Raw genomic sequence first — 17,319 nt, 5'->3', positions numbered from 1 at the left:
CGAAGGACGAATATAATGTTTCAAATAGTCTTTTAACCCTTCTGCACGAATCCCAAACCAATGCACTGATAGAAAGGTGATAATCGCTAAAGCAGCTGTTACTGATAAGTCAGCAGTAGGCGAATGAAATCCTGGGAATAATTCCAATTAAATTGGAAATAAGGATAAAATCCATAAGGTAGCAATGAAGGGATATACAAGATCAACTTGTTTAGGTAGGACTTCTTCTACAGCATCATGCATGGTGCTAAAAATTCCCTCTAAAACAACCTGGCAACCGCCTGGTTGAAGCGATAGTTTTCGCGTAGAAAACCATGAGAAAATCAAAAAAGAAATCATAATGATCCAAGTAGTCACAATACTTTGTGTGACTCTCACAGGACCTATCGAAAACGCAAATTGTGTGAATAAATTTTCTGAAGCCACGGCTATTCCTTAATAAGGAGATACACGTTAACAGCACCTACAATAACACCAAGAATTATTAAATTTAGTGTCCACATAATAGAATATCCCTTTAGTTTTTCATCTAACCAAACCCCTAGATAAGCTCCTAGAATAATAGGTAAAATAAAAACAAAGCCCAAAGTTCCAAGATAGACAGTTTGTGCTAACAAAGTAGATTTCTCTTTTTTTGCTTTGTTAATGTTATTAATATTCAAGTTCACTTGTTTTTCAAGGTTCTTTTGCGAGTCTTTAAAATCCATATTTTCCCTGCCGTTTTAAATCCCATAGACGTTTTAAAATTTCCTCATCCAAACGATGCAAGCTTTCTTTAATACTGAGTAAATTTTTTTCTTCAAGATGTAATTCTTTTTCTATTAAAATTTGTATTGCTTGGTAATCGGTATTGCGAAAATAATGTCGTGTAGAGATATACAGTTGATTATCTATAAAATAGACTACTGCACCTGGTAAAGCTAAATATTCCTTATCTTTATTATCATAACGAAACCATGCCAAGCCGAATTTTAAGCAGGTCATAAATCTGGCATGGTTCGCTAAAAGTCCAAATTGCCCAGAAGCATCTTCGCCGACAAAGCTTACTACATTATGAATTATTTCATATTGAGTCGAACTTTGTAGATGTACATCAAAAGCATCCATTATGATACTCGGCTCCTCTTATCCATTGCACCTATCAAATAGCATTGCTCTTCTGAGCGGTCATCGAAATCACCTTTTATGAACGATTCACAATCTGCTAATGTTTGCTCTAATGGTACAGATTTTCCTTCAATACCAGTTTGCTGTTTTGTGACATGAAAAGGTTGTGTCAGATATCGTTGAAGTTTACGCGCTCTTAATACAATCTCTCGGTCTTTAGTGGACAGTTCTTCAATACCCATCATAGAAATGATATCTTCTAACTCTCTATATCTCGCTAAATGCTCTCGTACAGCTTGAGCAATAGAATAATGACGCTCTCCTAGGACAATTTTATCCATGAATTTACTTTTTGAAGCCAGAGCATCTACTGCAGGATAAATACCTTTTCCAGCTTGTGAGCGGGAAAGCACCACTATTGAATCCAAATGAGTGATGATTCCAGTAACAGCAGGATCGCTCATATCATCCGCTGGAACATAAACTGCTTGTACTGAGGTGACAGAACCTTTGGCAGTAGAGGTAATACGTTCTTCAAGTTCTGCAATCTCTGTCATTAATGTGGGTTGATACCCGACATTTGCAGGCATTCTACCTAATAAACCTGAGATTTCGCTGCCTGCTTGTACAAAACGATAAATATTATCTACAAGAAAAAGAACTTCATGTGCCACAGTATCACGTAAATATTCAGCATAAGTTAACGCCGATAAACCTGCCCGAAAACGCACCCCGGGTGACTCATCCATTTGACCAAATACCATTAAAGTTTTATCCATCACACCCGCGGATTTCATCTCATGCCAGAGTTCATGTCCTTCACGTATTCGTTCCCCAACACCTGCAAAGACTGAAATACCTTGATGTAATTGAATAATGGAATGCATAAATTCCATAAGTAAAATGGTCTTCCCAACTCCTGCACCTCCAAACAATCCAGTTTTACACCCTCTAACGAATGGACAGAGCAAATCAATGACTTTAATTCCTGTTTCAAGAATAGTTTCCTTTGTCGTTGTCATTTCAATAGGAGCAGGTTTTGCTAGAATATCGCGATATTCTTTGGTTTGTAATGGCTCTCCACCATCTAAAGGTTCGCCAAAAACATTTAAAAGTCTACCCAAACAATTTGGAGAAACAGGAATTTGCAAGGAGGTCCCTTGATCATAGACAAGCAAACCTCGTTGCAAACCAGTTGCGCGATGTAGGGTGATTGCTCTTGCATGATGTTGATCAATATGCTGACAAACTTCTAAAACATATCTGTCAGAATCAGTGTAGGTGTTAAGGGACTGGTGTAAAGGAGGTAACGTGTTACAAAATATCTTCACGACTGGGCCATTGACTTCGACAATATGGCCTATTGGATTCTCCTTGTCTTGAACAACAGCTACAATTTTATCCATTGTTTTCCATACTTTAAATTCATGGCTAATTTATATCAGTATAGGCAGTAAATTATGAAAAAAATACATTAAAAACTCAGACCTAGTATCGCGTTCGCTGTACGTTCAGAACCCTGTTTTTTAAGGGGACACTTTGTTTTGCCAATAATCCGTTTGATAAGAAAGAAACACCTGATTTGATACCTCGTATTGTGGATCAATAAGAATATCTTTACAAAAATCGACGCATATCAGATGTTTGTCGAAAATTTGAAGTATATCTATTATAATAGTTAGGAATAACGCTCTATGAGCGGCGTTATTAGGATAGGAATCGAAATTTTAACTATTAATAGGGAAATTATTATGGTTCATGAAAAATATCAAACGTGCATCGAAGCCTGTTTGGCTTGTGCTACTCAATGTGAACGGTGCGAGACTGCTTGCCTAAATGAAAATAAAGGCAAGGACATGGTTTTTGGTTTTGAGATTGATAGGAAGGATTGTGCGCAAGTTTGTACTTTAGCCGCTGAAATGATGTCCAGAGGGTCGAAATACGCTCAAGAAGTCTGTGCTCTTTGTGCCAAAGTCTGTAGAGAACATGCTCGCCACATGGAGCACTGTAAATGGTGTGCTGATGCATGCACTCGTTGCGTCCAAGAATGTGAAAAAATAGTTGCTTCATCGTGTTAACACCATTGAGCCTAATTCATAGAGTTCGAAGTTAAATGATCGAGTAAGCCAAAGATCTTCCCTTTAGCCTCTCACAGGTCGGCACGTGAATCGCTTGATTCATAGGACTATCATTTCGCCATATTCCAGTATGCAAATAACTTAGGTTGTCTCTTCTTCAGAAGAGTAGAACAAAGCGAGTAATGAGTTAAGCGCTTTCATTTTGCTCTCCTCTCCTCAATTAACAGGGTAAAGCCAAGTGTTACTGTGTTTTGGCTCGCTGGTTGCCCTATGGTAGCGGCATGCATGTCTCTAAATGCCCCATAATCATCTTCACGTTCGTATTCAACAAATAGGTTTACCTGGCATTAAGCGATAATAAGGCCGTACAATATAGCGCATTTGATTCAATCCACTGCCGATTTCTGCTTGTATTACTGTCTTTGAAGCAACGATACTACGAATCCCTGCTCTGATGAGAAAATTATTGGTGATATGTGTATCTCGTGATAAAACAAGATCTAATTTAGCACCCCTATAGTAATAACTTCTTAGATTAGTATTAATAAAATAGGGCATATTACTCCTTCGATACCAATCCTAGGTTGCTAATAAGGCGTATTTGCAGGTTGATTCGTGTAATTTACTCCTGCTTTAATCGCCAAAATGGCTGATTAAATGCCAGTAAAAAACATCTATATCCGCATTTTCAAGTGAACCATTAAACAGTTCCGAATCATTTATGAATAATTCCAGTTATTATAATCAGGACCGTATACGATGGAATGTAGCAGAAGCCGTTTGGCAAGGCATTGCTGGATATATTAATTATAAATTAAATGTTAAATGGCGAACCACATACGAGGAGAAATTTTTTCTGATAGAAATGGTTATCGCACTGGAGTAGCTCACGTAACATTAAGCTATATTCCCATTTAAAATCTTGAGTTTCGTGCTGAAACACGACGAAATTTTTCTAACGTACGCTCTGTTCTGAACAAAAATGGCATTACAACGAGTAACAATCAACAATCATTTGCTTTCGAGGGCATTTTTAAGTTGGTGTAAGAAATTTAATATATATCAACTTTAATCAAAAAAAAATATGCCAAGGAGAGCCTCAGAGTTCATTGCATCATCATGTTATCATTTTAAATCCTCATGACACATACAAAAAAATCATTGGCACTAGCTTGCGAGCCAGAGAACTACCTTAAAAAAACGGCGCTTCTTATATACGAATCTCAAGACCTAAAGTGGTTTGATTTACATTACCAAATCTACTGCTAGAAGGAATAATCAACACACCAGAGTCTTCAACATAAATAGCAAAATTTTTCGATAAACTAAATTGCATACCGACACCATAAAAAGGGCCTACGTTAGTCGGTGTAATCATGGTCATCATAGGCATAGTCATGTCCATTCCCATAGGAATTTGTGTGGTAATATTCCCTTGACCAACACTAACACCTAAACCAAGTTTACCATAAAGTGAAAACGCGTCAGCTAATGGAAAAATTTCTTTTGCAGCTAAATGAAATGTATTAATCATGGCGCTACTTCCTTGAAAAGTACCATTAGGAAGCATTCCCCATCCAATCTCAACTCCTAAGTTTTTGTTTATATAAACTCCCATTGTCATTGGATCTAAAGCAAAAGAGCTTCCTGTAAAGTGAGCTGAGGTTCCTAGGCCCATCCCAAAGTCCAGGTACATCATTTTTGCCATATCCCTCGCGGTCATATTAATGTCACTGTTATTAATACAATTTTCAGTCGGCTTAGCAGCAAAGGAGTTGGCTATTATTGCTGTACAGAGTAATGCTAAAAATTTTTTCAAAAGTAAAAAATCCTGTAAAATAATGGAAGAAGTAGGATGGTGAACATCCGAGTTCTAGCTCAGCTTTTAGTTAATTTTGGTTGCCAGTGTAGCATTTCCTCTTTAATTCTCAATATATATATCGAGTTAATCCCCAAATAAAACGTATATATATTATACAATTCCTATCATTGCAATGTGTGCCACTGTCTGAATTATCTTGGTGGGTAGAGGGATCAATAGAGGTATACTATAATCAATGCAGGCAGCCAATCTCTCAACGCTATCTCATCATTACACCAAGGAGGGAAAGAGGAGATGAATGTACCAGGAAAAAAATGCTGTTCAAATGACCTGATATCAACATCCAAGGGAAAACCTACATCATCAAATACCCCTATGCCGTGTTGTTCGATTAGTGATAAGAATAAGTCTGAGAATTTTTTTAGTATTCTCACTAAGCTCTTTCAGGCAAATCTTGCCAAGACGACGGGAGGAATGAGTCCCGCTGCTTTGAGGATTGCTTTTTTTTCTTGGCTTGTGCAATTAGAGCAGTCGCCAGGACTCCTATTAGAGTTAGCAGTATATCCTGCTGTGCATGCTCATGATTGCATTAATAATATTGTCTGTGTTGAGCGTGCCGCCCAAGGGAAAGATGTTCGCTTTCATAAAGACAGTTGGCAATTCATGCCTTGGCGTTTATGGGCTGAGGGTTTTCTTCAGGCGGAAGATTGGTGGCGACGGGCCACGACTAATGTTCCTGGACTACCTCGTGATGTTGAACGCACCGTTTCATTTTGCGTGCGACAGATTCTAGATACTATGTCACCTTCTAATTTTGTCCTTACTAACCCCGATCTATTCCATGAAACAATTAATTCTGGAGGCATGAATCTTATTCATGGAACGGAAATCGCTGTTGAGGATATGATTGAAAGGATGTCCGGGACTCTACCTGCTGGTGCTGAAAATTTTATACCGGGTAAAGACGTTGCGGTTACACCAGGAAAAGTGGTGTTTAGCAACCATCTTATTGAGTTAATTCAGTATGAACCGCAGACTAAGACTGTATTTAAAGAACCCATATTAATAATACCAGCCTGGATTATGAAATATTATATTCTTGATTTATCTCCTCATAATTCAATGGTGAATTGGCTCGTTGGTCAAGGGCATACGGTGTTTATAATCTCTTGGCGTAATCCAGATAGTAGTGATCGTGATTTAGGAATGGACGATTATTATCGACAAGGTGCCATGGCAGCACTTGATGCGGTTTGTACTATTCTGCCCAAAACAAAAATTAATCTGATGGGCTATTGTTTAGGCGGTACTCTGGCCATGATTACAGCGGCAGCAATGGCAAGAGATGGGGATAAGCGTTTAAATAGCCTCACTTTACTAGCAGCACAAGGGGATTTCACAGAAGCCGGTGAGTTGATGCTATTTGCCACTGAAAGTGAAATATCCTTCCTTAAAAGTATGATGTGGGAGCAGGGATACCTGGATACGAAACAAATGGCTGGCTCTTTTCAGATGCTCCGCACCTACGATCTTATCTGGTCTAAAATGATTCAAGACTACATGCATGGCATACATCGTGGCATGATTGATTTGCTTGCATGGAATGCGGATGCGACGCGTATGCCTTACAAAATGCATAGCGAATACCTTGAAAAGCTTTTCTTAAATAATGACTTTGCCGCTGGACGCTATTCCGTTGAAGGAACATCGGTAGCGCCAGAAAATATTCAGTTGCCAATTTTTGCTGTGAGTACGGAAAGTGATCATGTGGCTCCTTGGCAGTCTGTGTATAAAGTGCACTTGATGACTAAAGGCGATATCACTTTCGTATTGACCGGAGGTGGTCATAATGCGGGCATCGTGAGTGAACCTGGGCATCAAGGACGTTCTTACCACATCCATGAAAGTAAGTGTGGAGAAGCATATGTCGACCCCAACAATTGGTTAAATAGAGCTGAAAAAAAGGAAGACTCATGGTGGCTCAGCTGGAATGATTGGTTGGGGAAACAATCCACTGCAAAACGTGTTCCTTCATCTGCAATTGATCCATCATTGCCAGCTGCACCAGGAAATTATGTGATGCAAAAATAAAGGGAACAACATGGATAAGGAATTTCTTGAGAATGTCACCTTTGACGAACTCACTCTTGGCCGTCAGGCCAGTCTGGTGAAAACATTAACGCAAGATGATATTGATCTTTTTGCTGCTATGTCGGGTGATGTGAATCCTGCCCACATGGATCCCACTTTTGCCAAAAGTGATATTTTTCATGGCATTGTTGGCCATGGAATGTGGTCCGGATCGCTGATTTCAGCACTTCTTGGAACCATCTTACCGGGTCCAGGAACTATTTATCTGGAGCAGGATATTAAATTTAAAAAACCAGTACGCATTGGAGACACCATTACCATCACACTCATTGTGCGTGATAAACGTGCTGATAAAACCATTGTACTATTTGACTGTAAGGGTGTGAATCAGCGTGGCGAAATCGTGGTTGAGGGACTCGCCACTGTCCTTGCGCCAACCCAAAAAATAAGGGTAGAAAAAACGAACCTGCCGCATATTGAAATTCAAAACCATGATCGTTTTCAAGGCATCATTCAATCGTGCCGATGCATGGGGGCTCTTTGTACTGCAGTCGTCCACCCGGTAAAGGCCAATGTGCTGGAAGCGGTGGCTGATTCTGTAAAAGCAGGATTAATTGTTCCCATTTTGGTTGGTCCAGCATCGAAGATTAAAGCAGCGGCAAAGGATGCAGGAATTGATATCTCTCCATGGGAACTCATCGATACGGAGCATAGTGATGCTGCGGCGAGACGTGCCGTGGAGTTAGCGGCGACTGGAATAGTTGAGGCCATCATGAAAGGCTCTCTTACCACCCATGAGTTGTTAGCAGCCATTGTACCTACCACCTCCAACCTACGTACCCAATACCGTATCAGCCATGCCTATGTCATGGATGTGCCGTCCTATCATAAACCGCTTATTATCACGGATGCGGCGATTAATATTGCACCCAGTGCTGCGGAGAAAGCCGATATTTGTCAAAACGCGATTAATCTGTGGCGCGTATTACACGGTGAGGATAAAAAACCAAAAGTAGCAATCCTTGCGGCCATAGAGCTGGTTAATCCAAGGATGCAGGCAACTGTTGATGCAGCAATCTTGTGTAAAATGGCTGATCGCGGCCAAATCACCGATGGCATTCTTGACGGGCCACTGGCTTTTGATAATGCCATTAGCAAGCAGGCGGCAAGTGATAAGGGCATTGTATCAACGGTTGCGGGGGATGCTGATATTCTGCTCGTCCCTGAAATTGAGTCTGGCAATATTTTGGCAAAACAACTGACTTTTTTAGGACATGCAGATGCCGCCGGTATTGTTTTGGGCGCGCGCGTTCCAATTATTTTGGTTAGTCGGGCCGATTCACTGCGAACCAGGCTCCTATCTTGTGCCTTGGCAGTAAAAATGGCCGCGGCACGCAGGGCAGGAACAATTAAATGACCCATGAGACAGTAGGCAGCATTCTTGTGATTAATACGGGTTCTTCCAGCGTAAAATTTCAAGTATTCTCTAGAGAGTCAACGTTGCAACTCCTAACTAGAGGCAAAGTCTATGATTTAGGCAGTGCCCCTTTATTTACAGCAATAAATGAAACACTGGATGTTAAGGATAATCAAGCTAATAAAACTGCGTTACCGGCTGACTCTACCCATGAGGATGCTTTGCATTTTATTCTGCACTGGATTGAAGCACAAAATAAAGACTGGCAGGTTAACACAGTTGCTCATCGAATTGTCCATGGTGGCGATAAGTTCACAACCAGTGTGCCAATAACCCCAGAAGTGATTGCAAGTTTGGAGGAATTATGTCCTTTGGCACCTCTGCATCAGCCGCATAATCTCGCTGCAATTAAGATTATTAGCGCACTTAAGCCAGATGTCATACAAATCGCTTGTTTTGATACGGCCTTTCACGCCAATCACGAACCTTTATTCACCGAGTATGCCTTACCGCAAACACTACGCGATCAAGGCATTCGTCGTTATGGTTTTCATGGTCTTTCTTATGAATGGATTGCCTATACTTTGCGTCGAAACAAATCTGTATTAGCAAGAGGGCGGATAATAGCGGCGCATCTTGGTAATGGCGCAAGCCTCTGCGCCATGCACGATGGTGTCAGCATTGATACAACCATGGGCATGACAGCACTTGATGGCTTACCGATGGGTACGCGTTGTGGCAACCTCGATCCAGGCGCAGTGATTTATATGATTCGTGAACTTGGTCTATCTCCAGAGGAGCTTGAATCTATTCTTTATCATGAAGCGGGTCTTAAAGGCTTGTCTGATTGGACACAGGATGTCAGTCTGTTGCAAGATAGTAATGAGCCAAAAGCGCGATTTGCACTTGATTATTTTTGTCTAAGAACAGCACAACTGATGGGTATGATGGCGGTAGCATTAGGTGGTGTTGATGGCATTGTGTTTACTGGTGGAATTGGTGAAAACTCAAGCCTAATACGCAACCATATTCTACACCATCTTGCCTTTTTAAGACCTTTTGAATCATGCATTATCTCGGCTAATGAAGAGCGGATAATGGCTATGCATACGATGTCTCTTCTCGAACACAATAAGGAAAAAAACAGATGACTCATTTAAAAGGACTTATTGTCGGCGTGGCGAATGAACGCTCAATCCAAGTACTCTATGTTGATAGCGGTTATAATATTCGAGATTAATTAACTAAGGGAGTGTGCATCATGTCCTCTGAACACCAACATCATCCGCAACAAAAGCCACAAGAAGAGAAACACTTTTGGCGTACTCCTCCTGGAATTATTGCACTCATTATCCTTGTGATTGTCGGCTATTACCTTATTGCTGAGCACGGGGCTCACATCGCAAGCTTCCTTGGTGCCTCGCCTTTTTTGCTTCTTCTCTTATTATGTCCATTGATGCATCTGTTTATGCATGGAGGACATGGAGGCAAGCATCATCACAAGTCTGATGAAGAGGATAATAATAATTCTTCTGAGAACAAGGAGTAACACAGATGGAACATGCATCTTATGCCTATGGCTTATGGTTATTGGTCATAGTCAATTCGGCTGTCTTCATTCTATTTGCTTACAGCTTCACCCAATTTAAAACAGGACGTGATTGGCGCACCTTTGGGGCTTTTTCTGCATTTGTGATTGCCTATTTTACTGAAATGTATGGATTTCCCTTAACCATCTACTTTCTGTCAGGATGGCTTACCAAATATTATCCTGGAGTTAATTTGTATGGACACGACAGCGGTCATTTACTCCATACCTTTTTAGGCTTGAAAGGGGACCCGCACTTTGATGTATTTCATATTCTGAGTATTGTGTTCATCCTTGGTGGCCTTTGGGTGATTGCTTCCGCATGGGGTACTCTTTATCGCGCCAAAAAAAAACAACAATTAGCTACAGCAAGACTTTATGCTAAAATCCGTCATCCGCAATATGATGGTTTTATCCTTGTAATGGTCGGTTTTTTATTGCAATGGCCAACCATCCTGACCTTAATAATGTTTCCTATCCTGGTCACTATGTATGTGAAACTGGCTCGTAAAGAAGAACAAGAGACTTTTAGAGAATTTGGAGAAGAATACAAACAGTATGCAAAGGTAACGCCTGCATTCATCCCTAAACTTTTTTAAATCGGATATCCGAATTCATCGTCAGAAACTCATTGAAATAAATTTCTGACGATGAAAATCAAAGGACATATCGGGTTAACCTGTATCAATGCCAGCCAATTCCTCCCGTATTGTGTCCTCCGTACCCGTTATTAGCAGTCTGAGAACTACTTTGTAAATTAGCGGTTGTTGTTGATGTGGCACAAGAGGTAAACAGTAGTGTTGAACCGATTAATACTATTAAAGCAATAACTGCTTTCAGTATGTTCTGAATATGCATATCGACGCTCCTTGCAATGAATAGAAGGATTGCTGTTGAATTAATATAAATCAGCAACTCTATAATTAGATGGTGCTCATTATTATAATAGCCCATTTCTTAATAGCGACATTATTTCAATTAAGTAATTGATAAAACCCCGAGACGGCGCTTGATATCTATTTTGAGTGAACAAGAGATACAAGCGAATCAGCAAATCACGTTCTTATTGGACATAGCCCAGGATACACAGTACTTATTTCAACCAAAAACGGCGGTAATTAATTACGAATTGTGGAAACATTTTAAGTACTGTATTCTGGCTTGAGAATCCGCAATAATAAAACGTGAAACAGTCTATAAATTGCAAAAAAACAGCTTAATTGCCCCTCGTTTTTATGTACTTCTCTTAGGATTAATTAATGAGATTATTTCTTTGAAGACGTGATGTTGTTACAACATCCCATTTGATGTGATTCGTATTGCCACTTCGATGAGTCTCTTTTTTTACGCAAGTATTAAGACCAATATGATTTGTATACTCTAACTGTCCGGAAATTTCTGGGGTTTGCGGCTAACCCCCAACCATATATTTTGCATCGAGTTTTTTATTGTCGTGCCATCATGTCCTTATACATATTCTGCATGTTTCCTATTTTATCCATAGATTTCTGCATCATGGGTACGGGTGTTTGAAGATAACCCTTAGACCAATACACAATGCCATAATAGCTAGTACATAATAGACTTAAAATTGCAACGATAACAATCAACCGACCAAAGAAATTTGCTAATGAAATACCTGTTCCTTCATTACGTGAAGCCCAGGCTATCAAAATTATACCCGCTGCTATAGCTACCAGAGCTAGCATCTGTCCAACATGAAATAGAAAGGCTTCGCCTTGAAGTATTGGCATCTCAAAATAACCTGCATACCAATACTTAACAGAATAAACGATACTGCATAATGTGCCTAAAATTGCAATAATCATAATTAACCAACCAAACACTTTGGCTAGTGCAATACTCTGCCCTTCATGGCGTAAAGACCAAACGATTAAACTAATACCAAGAGCAACTGCAATAAGCGCAATCATCATTGCACTATGAAATAAAAACATCATGATAGACCTCCTTTTGCGACCCTGAGTTAGCTATATTTCTTCTTTGATTATTATTGTTTTTTCCTGTTAATTAACTACTTTATTCATAATATTTATTAATATCAATACCAGTACGTCATACATCGGAACCACGAACAACAAGTACAGGGGTCGTTGCAATTCGGATGACATTCTCAGCTACACTACCTAAAAAAAGACGACTGAAACCGCGCCGACCATGAGTACCTATAACCAATAAATCAGCAGGCCAATCCTTTGCTTCTTCAATGATTACCTCAGCAACTCTTCCATGTGGTGGTTTTAATTCAATCATAGACGTCTCAAATTTAATTGACGATTGAGCGGCTATTATTTTTGCAGCATTATCTAAAATATTCTTTCCTTCTTTTCGCCAAAGGGCAATTAGTGAGAGATAATCAAAAGCTGGCCCACCATAGTAGATTAAACTTTCATCAATTACGTGGATAATTCTTAAATTAACGTTCTGGTCTTTTGTTAATTTAATGACCTCACCAACCAAATAGTCGGACACCTTACTCCCATCAAGTGCTAGCATAATTTTTTTATACATTCTAATGGCTCCCTGCTCAAACGATTTGTTATAACGCAACAAGCTAAGTATAGACCGTTTAATATACTATTAAGTCCAAATGTTGTGGACCAGGAGGCGTATTTTTATAAAAAAATAAATGGAATCATTTGGATTCCTAATAATACACTGAAACAAATTTGAAGCATCCTGCATACCACATTCTTCAGAGGCTTCGATCGGGCAATTAATGTATCAACAATCAAAAATAACAAAGAAGGACGTTATCTCATGTTCTGCATTGGATAAAATTATAAAAATGTCTTAAGGTATGTAGCATACGTGTTACATAACAATTTCATGGAACGTTTAAAAATAGGTGAATTGATGAAGAACAATCATACGGAATCAGAAAAACAGGGAAAGATACATGCTGGTTGTCATCATCAGGAGCATGATTCATATAAGCAAGATGCATCTACACCTAAAGCAGACGAGGCCGTTGTTTATACGTGTCCCATGCACTCGGAGATCCGGCAATCGACTCCAGGAAATTGCCCAATTTGTGGTATGGCGTTGGAGCGGGTCACTGGTGCGGAAAGTGAAGCGGCAAATCCTGAATACATCGACATGCGCCGCCGGTTTTGGGTGGCATTGATACTGACTTTGCCCGTGTTTGTTATAGAGATGAGTGGACATGGGCATGCAGGCATGGTATCCCCCAGAATGTCCACTTGGATTCAAATGGTTCTGGCAACTCCTGTGGTGCTTTGGGGCGGCTGGCCTTTTTTTCAACGCGGTTTTGAATCATTCAAAACTCGTCATCTGAACATGTTTACCTTGATTTCTATAGGGATTGGTGTGGCATGGATCTACAGCTTAGTAGCGACTCTGTTCCCCGGAATTTTCCCATCTGCTTTTCTTGACACGAACGGAGTGGTTGCTGTCTATTTTGAGGCGGCAGCGGTGATTACAACCTTAGTCTTGTTGGGTCAGGTGTTGGAGTTAAAAGCTCGAGAGCAAACCGGTAGTGCAATTCGTGCTTTGCTGAAATTGGCACCCGAAAATGCACTCCGAATTGCTGAGGATGGTAGTATCGATGAAATATCACTCGCTGAAGTTCGTCAAGGTGATTTGCTGCGCGTACGTCCAGGTGAGAAAATACCAGTTGATGGCGAAGTAGAAGAGGGCCATAGTAATGTAGACGAATCCATGGTCACTGGTGAGCCAATGCCGGTAGTCAAGGAAAAAGGTGCAAAAGTAATTGGTGCAACTATTAACCAGACGGGTAGCTTTGTCATGAAAGCATTGCATGTGGGCAGTGACACGATGCTTGCGCGCATTGTGCAAATGGTGAGTGATGCCCAACGTAGTCGTGCTCCTATTCAGCGGTTGGCCGATACGGTGGCTGGCTGGTTTGTGCCTGTGGTACTACTGATTGCAGTATTAGCTTTTATTGTATGGGCGATTTATGGCCCCCAACCGGCGTTCAGTTATGGTCTTATTGCCGCGGTCTCGGTGTTAATTATCGCATGTCCATGCGCATTAGGTTTGGCGACACCCATGTCGATTATGGTCGGAGTTGGTCAGGGAGCCAGGAGTGGAGTACTGATTAAAAATGCCGAAGCGCTGGAACTTATGGAAAAGGTGGACACCTTGGTCGTGGATAAAACGGGCACTCTAACAGAAGGCCGTCCAAAACTTACTCGTATTGTGACTACAGAGGGCTTCGGAGAAGATGAGATATTGGCGCTGGCTGCAGCGCTTGAACACAATAGTGAGCATCCGCTGGCAAATGCGATTATGGTAGCGGCGAAAGAAAAAAAGATAGCACTAGCTGTCGTTTCAAATTTCGATGCACCCACTGGAAAAGGAGTAACGGGCACAGTGAATGGTCGCCATGTCACCATCGGTAATTTCAGATTGATGCAAGAGCTTGGTGTTCAGGGTAATACCTTATCTAGTCAGGCAGAAGAGCTACGTGCTGAAGGTGCGACTGTGATGCACATGACAGTGGATGGTAAAGAAGCTGCTATTTTGGTGGTGGAAGACCCTATTAAAGCGAGCACCTTTGAGGCCATTCGTGAATTACAGGACGATGGAATCGAAATTTTCATGCTCACTGGCGATAGTAAAAAAACGGGAGAAGCGGTAGCAAAAAAACTTGGAATTAAACAGGTGGTAACTGACGTTATGCCTGAAGATAAGAGTCGTATTATTGGTGAATTGAAAGAGAAAGGCCGTGTTGTCGCTATGGCAGGAGATGGAGTCAATGATGCACCGGCACTTGCAAAAGCCGATATTGGTATTGCCATGGGCACCGGTACTGATGTGGCAATCGAAAGTGCTGGTATTACCTTATTACGCGGGGATTTAAGTGGCATTGTTAAAGCGCGCCACCTGTCCGAAGCAACGATGAGCAATATACGTCAAAATCTGTTTTTTGCATTTATTTATAATATGCTCGGTGTGCCAGTAGCAGCGGGTGTGTTGTATCCAATGACTGGGCTTCTTTTAAGTCCCATTATTGCTGCTGCTGCTATGTCACTCAGTTCTGTTTCGGTAATTGTGAATGCTTTGAGATTGCGATGGAAGAATTTATGAGCGAGTTTGGGACGAAACAATGGTGATATTGGTTATGGGTTGAGTGCGGCTACTCCCTCGTTAGATTTGAATACACCCTATCAAAAATAAATGTTTGGTTAAATTAAATAGAATATAGGCCCTTAGATTTTTTTATTAAGGACTCACGAATTAAAGAACAGACTCTTGACACAATCAGCTGTAAAGCATGAAACTGTTATAGTAACGCTTAATTGATGAGGAAAAAAGTAAATGACTGATAAAATACCAGGGAAAGTAAAATGGTTTAATGAAGGAAAAGGCTTTGGTTTTATTGAAAGCAGTGGCAAGGATTATTTTGTTCATTTTAGTGCGATACAAAGTAACGGTTTTAAGACTCTTCCTGAAGGAGCAAAGGTGTTATTTAAAATGAGCAAAGGACAGAAAGGGCTACAGGCAGAAGAAGTTGAACTTATTTAAATAGTACTATACGCAATTTGTTTTAACCAGAAAAATCATGAGAATAACAAAAAATCAGAGTGCTGTTTCTGATGCGCTGTTAAATTCAAGGAGGAAAGAATATATGGGTAAACGGATTGCACTAGTCACAGGTGGTACAGTGGGTCCTGGGTGAGTAGAATGGCCAGATCGCTCTGACCATTCTACTCACCCAGGACCCGTAGTTGGGGAAATTAATCGAAAGTGCCTCATCTATAATCTCTCCTGATAAAACAAGCTATAAATACACTTGGATTGTAATAACATAAATTGAAATAAGATCTGCAAAAATTTAATACGGTGTTATAAAATATTTTTTCCTTAATAAGTTTAAATCAAATAGGCATTCCATAGCCATCTTCCGACTATTCCTAGAATGAACAGCCACAATAGAACAATAATCACGGCAAATCCCCAGCTTTTTGGCAATGATTCGCCCTTATTGATAGCTATTGCAGCGCGATTAATACAGTCATCCCAAATGTCTTTAGGTATTAATTTAATCGTGAGGTATATACCTAGCGGTATAAATAATAGATCATCCAGAAAACCTAAAATTGGGATGAAATCAGGAATAAGGTCTATGGGGCTTAATGCGTAAGCTAAGGTGATAAACACCACTAATTTTGCTTTCCAGCTAACTCTGGGATCACCTTTAGCAAAATACAACACCCAAAGATATTTCTTTATGGATAAGGAAATTTTTTTTAGTGCGTTCATACTCAGTGGCCTTGTTATAGTCCTGAAAGAACGTCTCGCGAAAGACATGTTTGAAGTACAGGTCAAAAAATACGGCAACTTTGTAAAGAACCTTCTAGGATTAGAAAGTTCCGAAGCACTTCCGAAGCACTTCCGAAGCACTTCCGAAGCCTACTATTTCTTAATAAGGATCCATTTTCTATTCGTCGTTGCGCCTTCTGCTCTTACAATTTCTTTCTTACTAAGAGTTTTAAGCTCATCTCTTAGCCACCGCTCTGTTGGTGGGTTGGTTAAGTTATCTCGTAACATTTTTGTTGTTAATCCACCTTGTGTACCCAAAATATTAATAATTTCTATTTGTCTTGGGGATAAATCTTGTTCGATTACTTGAGATTCCTTTCGAGCTCCGATGGGTTCTTTAAAAAAGAATTTTATTTGAAAGCCATCGCCTTCCTCAGAAAATACTGGTTCAGGTAAAGCTTGTTCTGCACAAAGTCGTAAAATACGCCTCGTACCACCACCAAATCGGTCAATAAATTTACGAGCATGAAATACTTGCGCAATTCGCTCGTTACGGCGTCGAGAAGGATGTTTAACACGAAGTTGATCAATGGTTAAACCACCATAAAGGTGGCCAATATTATGAATTTCAAGAGAGTCATTAAAAATATACAATGAGATATCCCCAGCACGGCTAGAATAATCCCTGTGACAGATAGCATTGATAATGGCTTCCCGAATAGCTAGTGGTGGTAATGCCATTTCGTCAATTCTTTCCAATTGAGAGGAATCATAGCGACTTGATATGGGTAAATGACGTCTAACAAAATCCACCGCCTCATTTAAAATTTGAAATGCATTGCCTCGCAATTGTTTGCTATCAATTACATCATCCATTGTTTCATCAACAAAACGGCCCATTCTGATAAAACATTGAGAAAAATCAGCAGGCATTTTCTTGGCATAA

The 17,319-nt window shown here is 40.3% G+C and carries 18 protein-coding genes and 1 pseudogene; 8 read left to right on the top strand and 11 right to left on the bottom strand.

The genetic code is table 11. The features are described 5' to 3' along the window. The 4 genes and pseudogenes from LDG_RS19345 to atpD all read right to left on the bottom strand — a co-directional run. Nucleotides 1-426: pseudogene (locus tag LDG_RS19345) on the bottom strand (F0F1 ATP synthase subunit A); the annotation flags it as partial. 2 nt (nt 427-428) lie between these two features. Next, a complete protein-coding gene (locus LDG_RS09880) occupies nt 429-707 on the bottom strand; it encodes an AtpZ/AtpI family protein (RefSeq protein ID WP_006871182.1) in 279 nt (92 codons plus the stop codon). Further along, a complete protein-coding gene (locus LDG_RS09875; RefSeq protein WP_006871181.1) occupies nt 697-1,107 on the bottom strand; it encodes a F0F1 ATP synthase subunit epsilon in 411 nt (136 codons plus the stop codon). Before LDG_RS09875 ends, LDG_RS09880 begins: the two co-directional genes overlap by 11 nt. After that, a complete protein-coding gene (gene atpD / locus LDG_RS09870; RefSeq protein WP_006871180.1) occupies nt 1,107-2,513 on the bottom strand; it encodes a F0F1 ATP synthase subunit beta in 1,407 nt (468 codons plus the stop codon). The genes LDG_RS09875 and atpD overlap by 1 nt, the downstream gene beginning before the upstream one ends. 345 nt (nt 2,514-2,858) lie before the next feature. On the opposite strand from atpD, the gene LDG_RS09865 reads away from it, so the two are divergent. Then, nucleotides 2,859-3,185 (top strand): four-helix bundle copper-binding protein, encoded by a 327-nt coding sequence (locus tag LDG_RS09865; RefSeq protein WP_040535318.1) that lies wholly within the window; start codon nt 2,859-2,861, stop codon nt 3,183-3,185. 324 nt (nt 3,186-3,509) lie between these two features. Here the strand turns inward: LDG_RS09865 and LDG_RS09860 are convergent, their stop codons facing one another. Beyond that, nucleotides 3,510-3,743 carry a hypothetical protein gene (locus LDG_RS09860; RefSeq protein WP_040535293.1) on the bottom strand — a complete coding sequence of 78 codons (234 nt, stop codon included), beginning with the start codon at nt 3,741-3,743 and terminating at the stop codon, nt 3,510-3,512. Between the two features lie 652 nt (nt 3,744-4,395). Beyond that, nucleotides 4,396-5,004, bottom strand: a complete 609-nt coding sequence (locus LDG_RS09855) for an outer membrane beta-barrel protein (RefSeq protein WP_006871178.1) — start codon at nt 5,002-5,004, stop codon at nt 4,396-4,398. Nucleotides 5,005-5,301: 297 nt separating this feature from the next. Here LDG_RS09855 and LDG_RS09850 point away from each other — a divergent pair, with 297 nt between their 5' ends. From LDG_RS09850 to LDG_RS09830, 5 genes are all read left to right on the top strand, one after another. Beyond that, a complete protein-coding gene (locus LDG_RS09850) occupies nt 5,302-7,098 on the top strand; it encodes a PHA/PHB synthase family protein (RefSeq protein WP_006871177.1) in 1,797 nt (598 codons plus the stop codon). Between the two features lie 10 nt (nt 7,099-7,108). Next, nucleotides 7,109-8,515 (top strand): bifunctional enoyl-CoA hydratase/phosphate acetyltransferase, encoded by a 1,407-nt coding sequence (locus LDG_RS09845; protein ID WP_006871176.1) that lies wholly within the window; start codon nt 7,109-7,111, stop codon nt 8,513-8,515. Then, entirely contained in the window at nt 8,512-9,666 is a 1,155-nt protein-coding gene (locus LDG_RS09840) for an acetate/propionate family kinase (protein ID WP_040535290.1), read from the top strand. The genes LDG_RS09845 and LDG_RS09840 overlap by 4 nt, the downstream gene beginning before the upstream one ends. 110 nt (nt 9,667-9,776) lie before the next feature. Beyond that, nucleotides 9,777-10,064 (top strand): DUF2933 domain-containing protein, encoded by a 288-nt coding sequence (locus LDG_RS09835; protein ID WP_006871174.1) that lies wholly within the window; start codon nt 9,777-9,779, stop codon nt 10,062-10,064. Nucleotides 10,065-10,069: 5 nt separating this feature from the next. Continuing rightward, complete coding sequence (locus LDG_RS09830) at nt 10,070-10,702, top strand: methyltransferase family protein (RefSeq protein WP_006871173.1); 633 nt, start codon at nt 10,070-10,072, stop codon at nt 10,700-10,702. Between the two features lie 85 nt (nt 10,703-10,787). Here the strand turns inward: LDG_RS09830 and LDG_RS19865 are convergent, their stop codons facing one another. The 3 genes from LDG_RS19865 to LDG_RS09820 form a co-directional block, all read right to left on the bottom strand. Beyond that, the gene (locus tag LDG_RS19865; protein WP_199484677.1) at nt 10,788-10,961 is read right to left on the bottom strand and encodes a hypothetical protein; all 174 of its coding nucleotides are present in this window, start codon (nt 10,959-10,961) and stop codon (nt 10,788-10,790) included. Nucleotides 10,962-11,548: 587 nt separating this feature from the next. After that, the gene (locus LDG_RS09825; RefSeq protein WP_233491467.1) at nt 11,549-12,064 is read right to left on the bottom strand and encodes a hypothetical protein; all 516 of its coding nucleotides are present in this window, start codon (nt 12,062-12,064) and stop codon (nt 11,549-11,551) included. Nucleotides 12,065-12,179: 115 nt separating this feature from the next. Continuing rightward, nucleotides 12,180-12,635, bottom strand: a complete 456-nt coding sequence (locus LDG_RS09820; RefSeq protein WP_006871170.1) for a universal stress protein — start codon at nt 12,633-12,635, stop codon at nt 12,180-12,182. 345 nt (nt 12,636-12,980) lie between these two features. Here LDG_RS09820 and LDG_RS09815 point away from each other — a divergent pair, with 345 nt between their 5' ends. Together LDG_RS09815 and LDG_RS09810 are read left to right on the top strand one after the other, a co-directional pair. Continuing rightward, nucleotides 12,981-15,197: a copper-transporting P-type ATPase gene (locus tag LDG_RS09815; protein ID WP_040535312.1), complete on the top strand. Its 2,217-nt coding sequence runs from the start codon at nt 12,981-12,983 to the stop codon at nt 15,195-15,197. Between the two features lie 231 nt (nt 15,198-15,428). Further along, a complete protein-coding gene (locus tag LDG_RS09810; RefSeq protein ID WP_006871168.1) occupies nt 15,429-15,635 on the top strand; it encodes a cold-shock protein in 207 nt (68 codons plus the stop codon). Nucleotides 15,636-15,983: 348 nt separating this feature from the next. Here the strand turns inward: LDG_RS09810 and LDG_RS09805 are convergent, their stop codons facing one another. After that, complete coding sequence (locus tag LDG_RS09805; RefSeq protein WP_006871167.1) at nt 15,984-16,373, bottom strand: YkvA family protein; 390 nt, start codon at nt 16,371-16,373, stop codon at nt 15,984-15,986. 153 nt (nt 16,374-16,526) lie between these two features. Continuing rightward, a partial coding sequence (locus tag LDG_RS18510; protein WP_324602961.1) for an ATP-binding protein occupies nt 16,527-17,319 on the bottom strand: 793 nt, incomplete at its 5' end.

Source organism: Legionella drancourtii LLAP12 (assembly GCF_000162755.2).
Classification (GTDB): domain Bacteria; phylum Pseudomonadota; class Gammaproteobacteria; order Legionellales; family Legionellaceae; genus Legionella; species Legionella drancourtii.
This window is presented reverse-complemented; position numbering and strand designations above follow the sequence as displayed.

Bases quoted from the DNA above. Each gene is read 5' to 3' on its own strand.
- LDG_RS09835 (WP_006871174.1), top strand. From the start codon at position 9,777: ATGTCCTCTGAACACCAACATCATCCGCAACAAAAGCCACAAGAAGAG.
- LDG_RS09865 (WP_040535318.1), top strand. From the start codon at position 2,859: ATGGTTCATGAAAAATATCAAACGTGCATCGAAGCCTGTTTGGCTTGT.
- LDG_RS09805 (WP_006871167.1), bottom strand. From the start codon at position 16,373: ATGAACGCACTAAAAAAAATTTCCTTATCCATAAAGAAATATCTTTGG.
- atpD (WP_006871180.1), bottom strand. From the start codon at position 2,513: ATGGATAAAATTGTAGCTGTTGTTCAAGACAAGGAGAATCCAATAGGC.
- LDG_RS09840 (WP_040535290.1), top strand. From the start codon at position 8,512: ATGACCCATGAGACAGTAGGCAGCATTCTTGTGATTAATACGGGTTCT.
- LDG_RS09845 (WP_006871176.1), top strand. From the start codon at position 7,109: ATGGATAAGGAATTTCTTGAGAATGTCACCTTTGACGAACTCACTCTT.
- LDG_RS09815 (WP_040535312.1), top strand. From the start codon at position 12,981: ATGAAGAACAATCATACGGAATCAGAAAAACAGGGAAAGATACATGCT.
- LDG_RS09830 (WP_006871173.1), top strand. From the start codon at position 10,070: ATGGAACATGCATCTTATGCCTATGGCTTATGGTTATTGGTCATAGTC.
- LDG_RS09810 (WP_006871168.1), top strand. From the start codon at position 15,429: ATGACTGATAAAATACCAGGGAAAGTAAAATGGTTTAATGAAGGAAAA.
- LDG_RS09820 (WP_006871170.1), bottom strand. From the start codon at position 12,635: ATGTATAAAAAAATTATGCTAGCACTTGATGGGAGTAAGGTGTCCGAC.
- LDG_RS09825 (WP_233491467.1), bottom strand. From the start codon at position 12,064: ATGATGTTTTTATTTCATAGTGCAATGATGATTGCGCTTATTGCAGTT.
- LDG_RS19865 (WP_199484677.1), bottom strand. From the start codon at position 10,961: ATGCATATTCAGAACATACTGAAAGCAGTTATTGCTTTAATAGTATTA.
- LDG_RS09860 (WP_040535293.1), bottom strand. From the start codon at position 3,743: ATGCCCTATTTTATTAATACTAATCTAAGAAGTTATTACTATAGGGGT.
- LDG_RS09850 (WP_006871177.1), top strand. From the start codon at position 5,302: ATGAATGTACCAGGAAAAAAATGCTGTTCAAATGACCTGATATCAACA.
- LDG_RS09880 (WP_006871182.1), bottom strand. From the start codon at position 707: ATGGATTTTAAAGACTCGCAAAAGAACCTTGAAAAACAAGTGAACTTG.
- LDG_RS09875 (WP_006871181.1), bottom strand. From the start codon at position 1,107: ATGGATGCTTTTGATGTACATCTACAAAGTTCGACTCAATATGAAATA.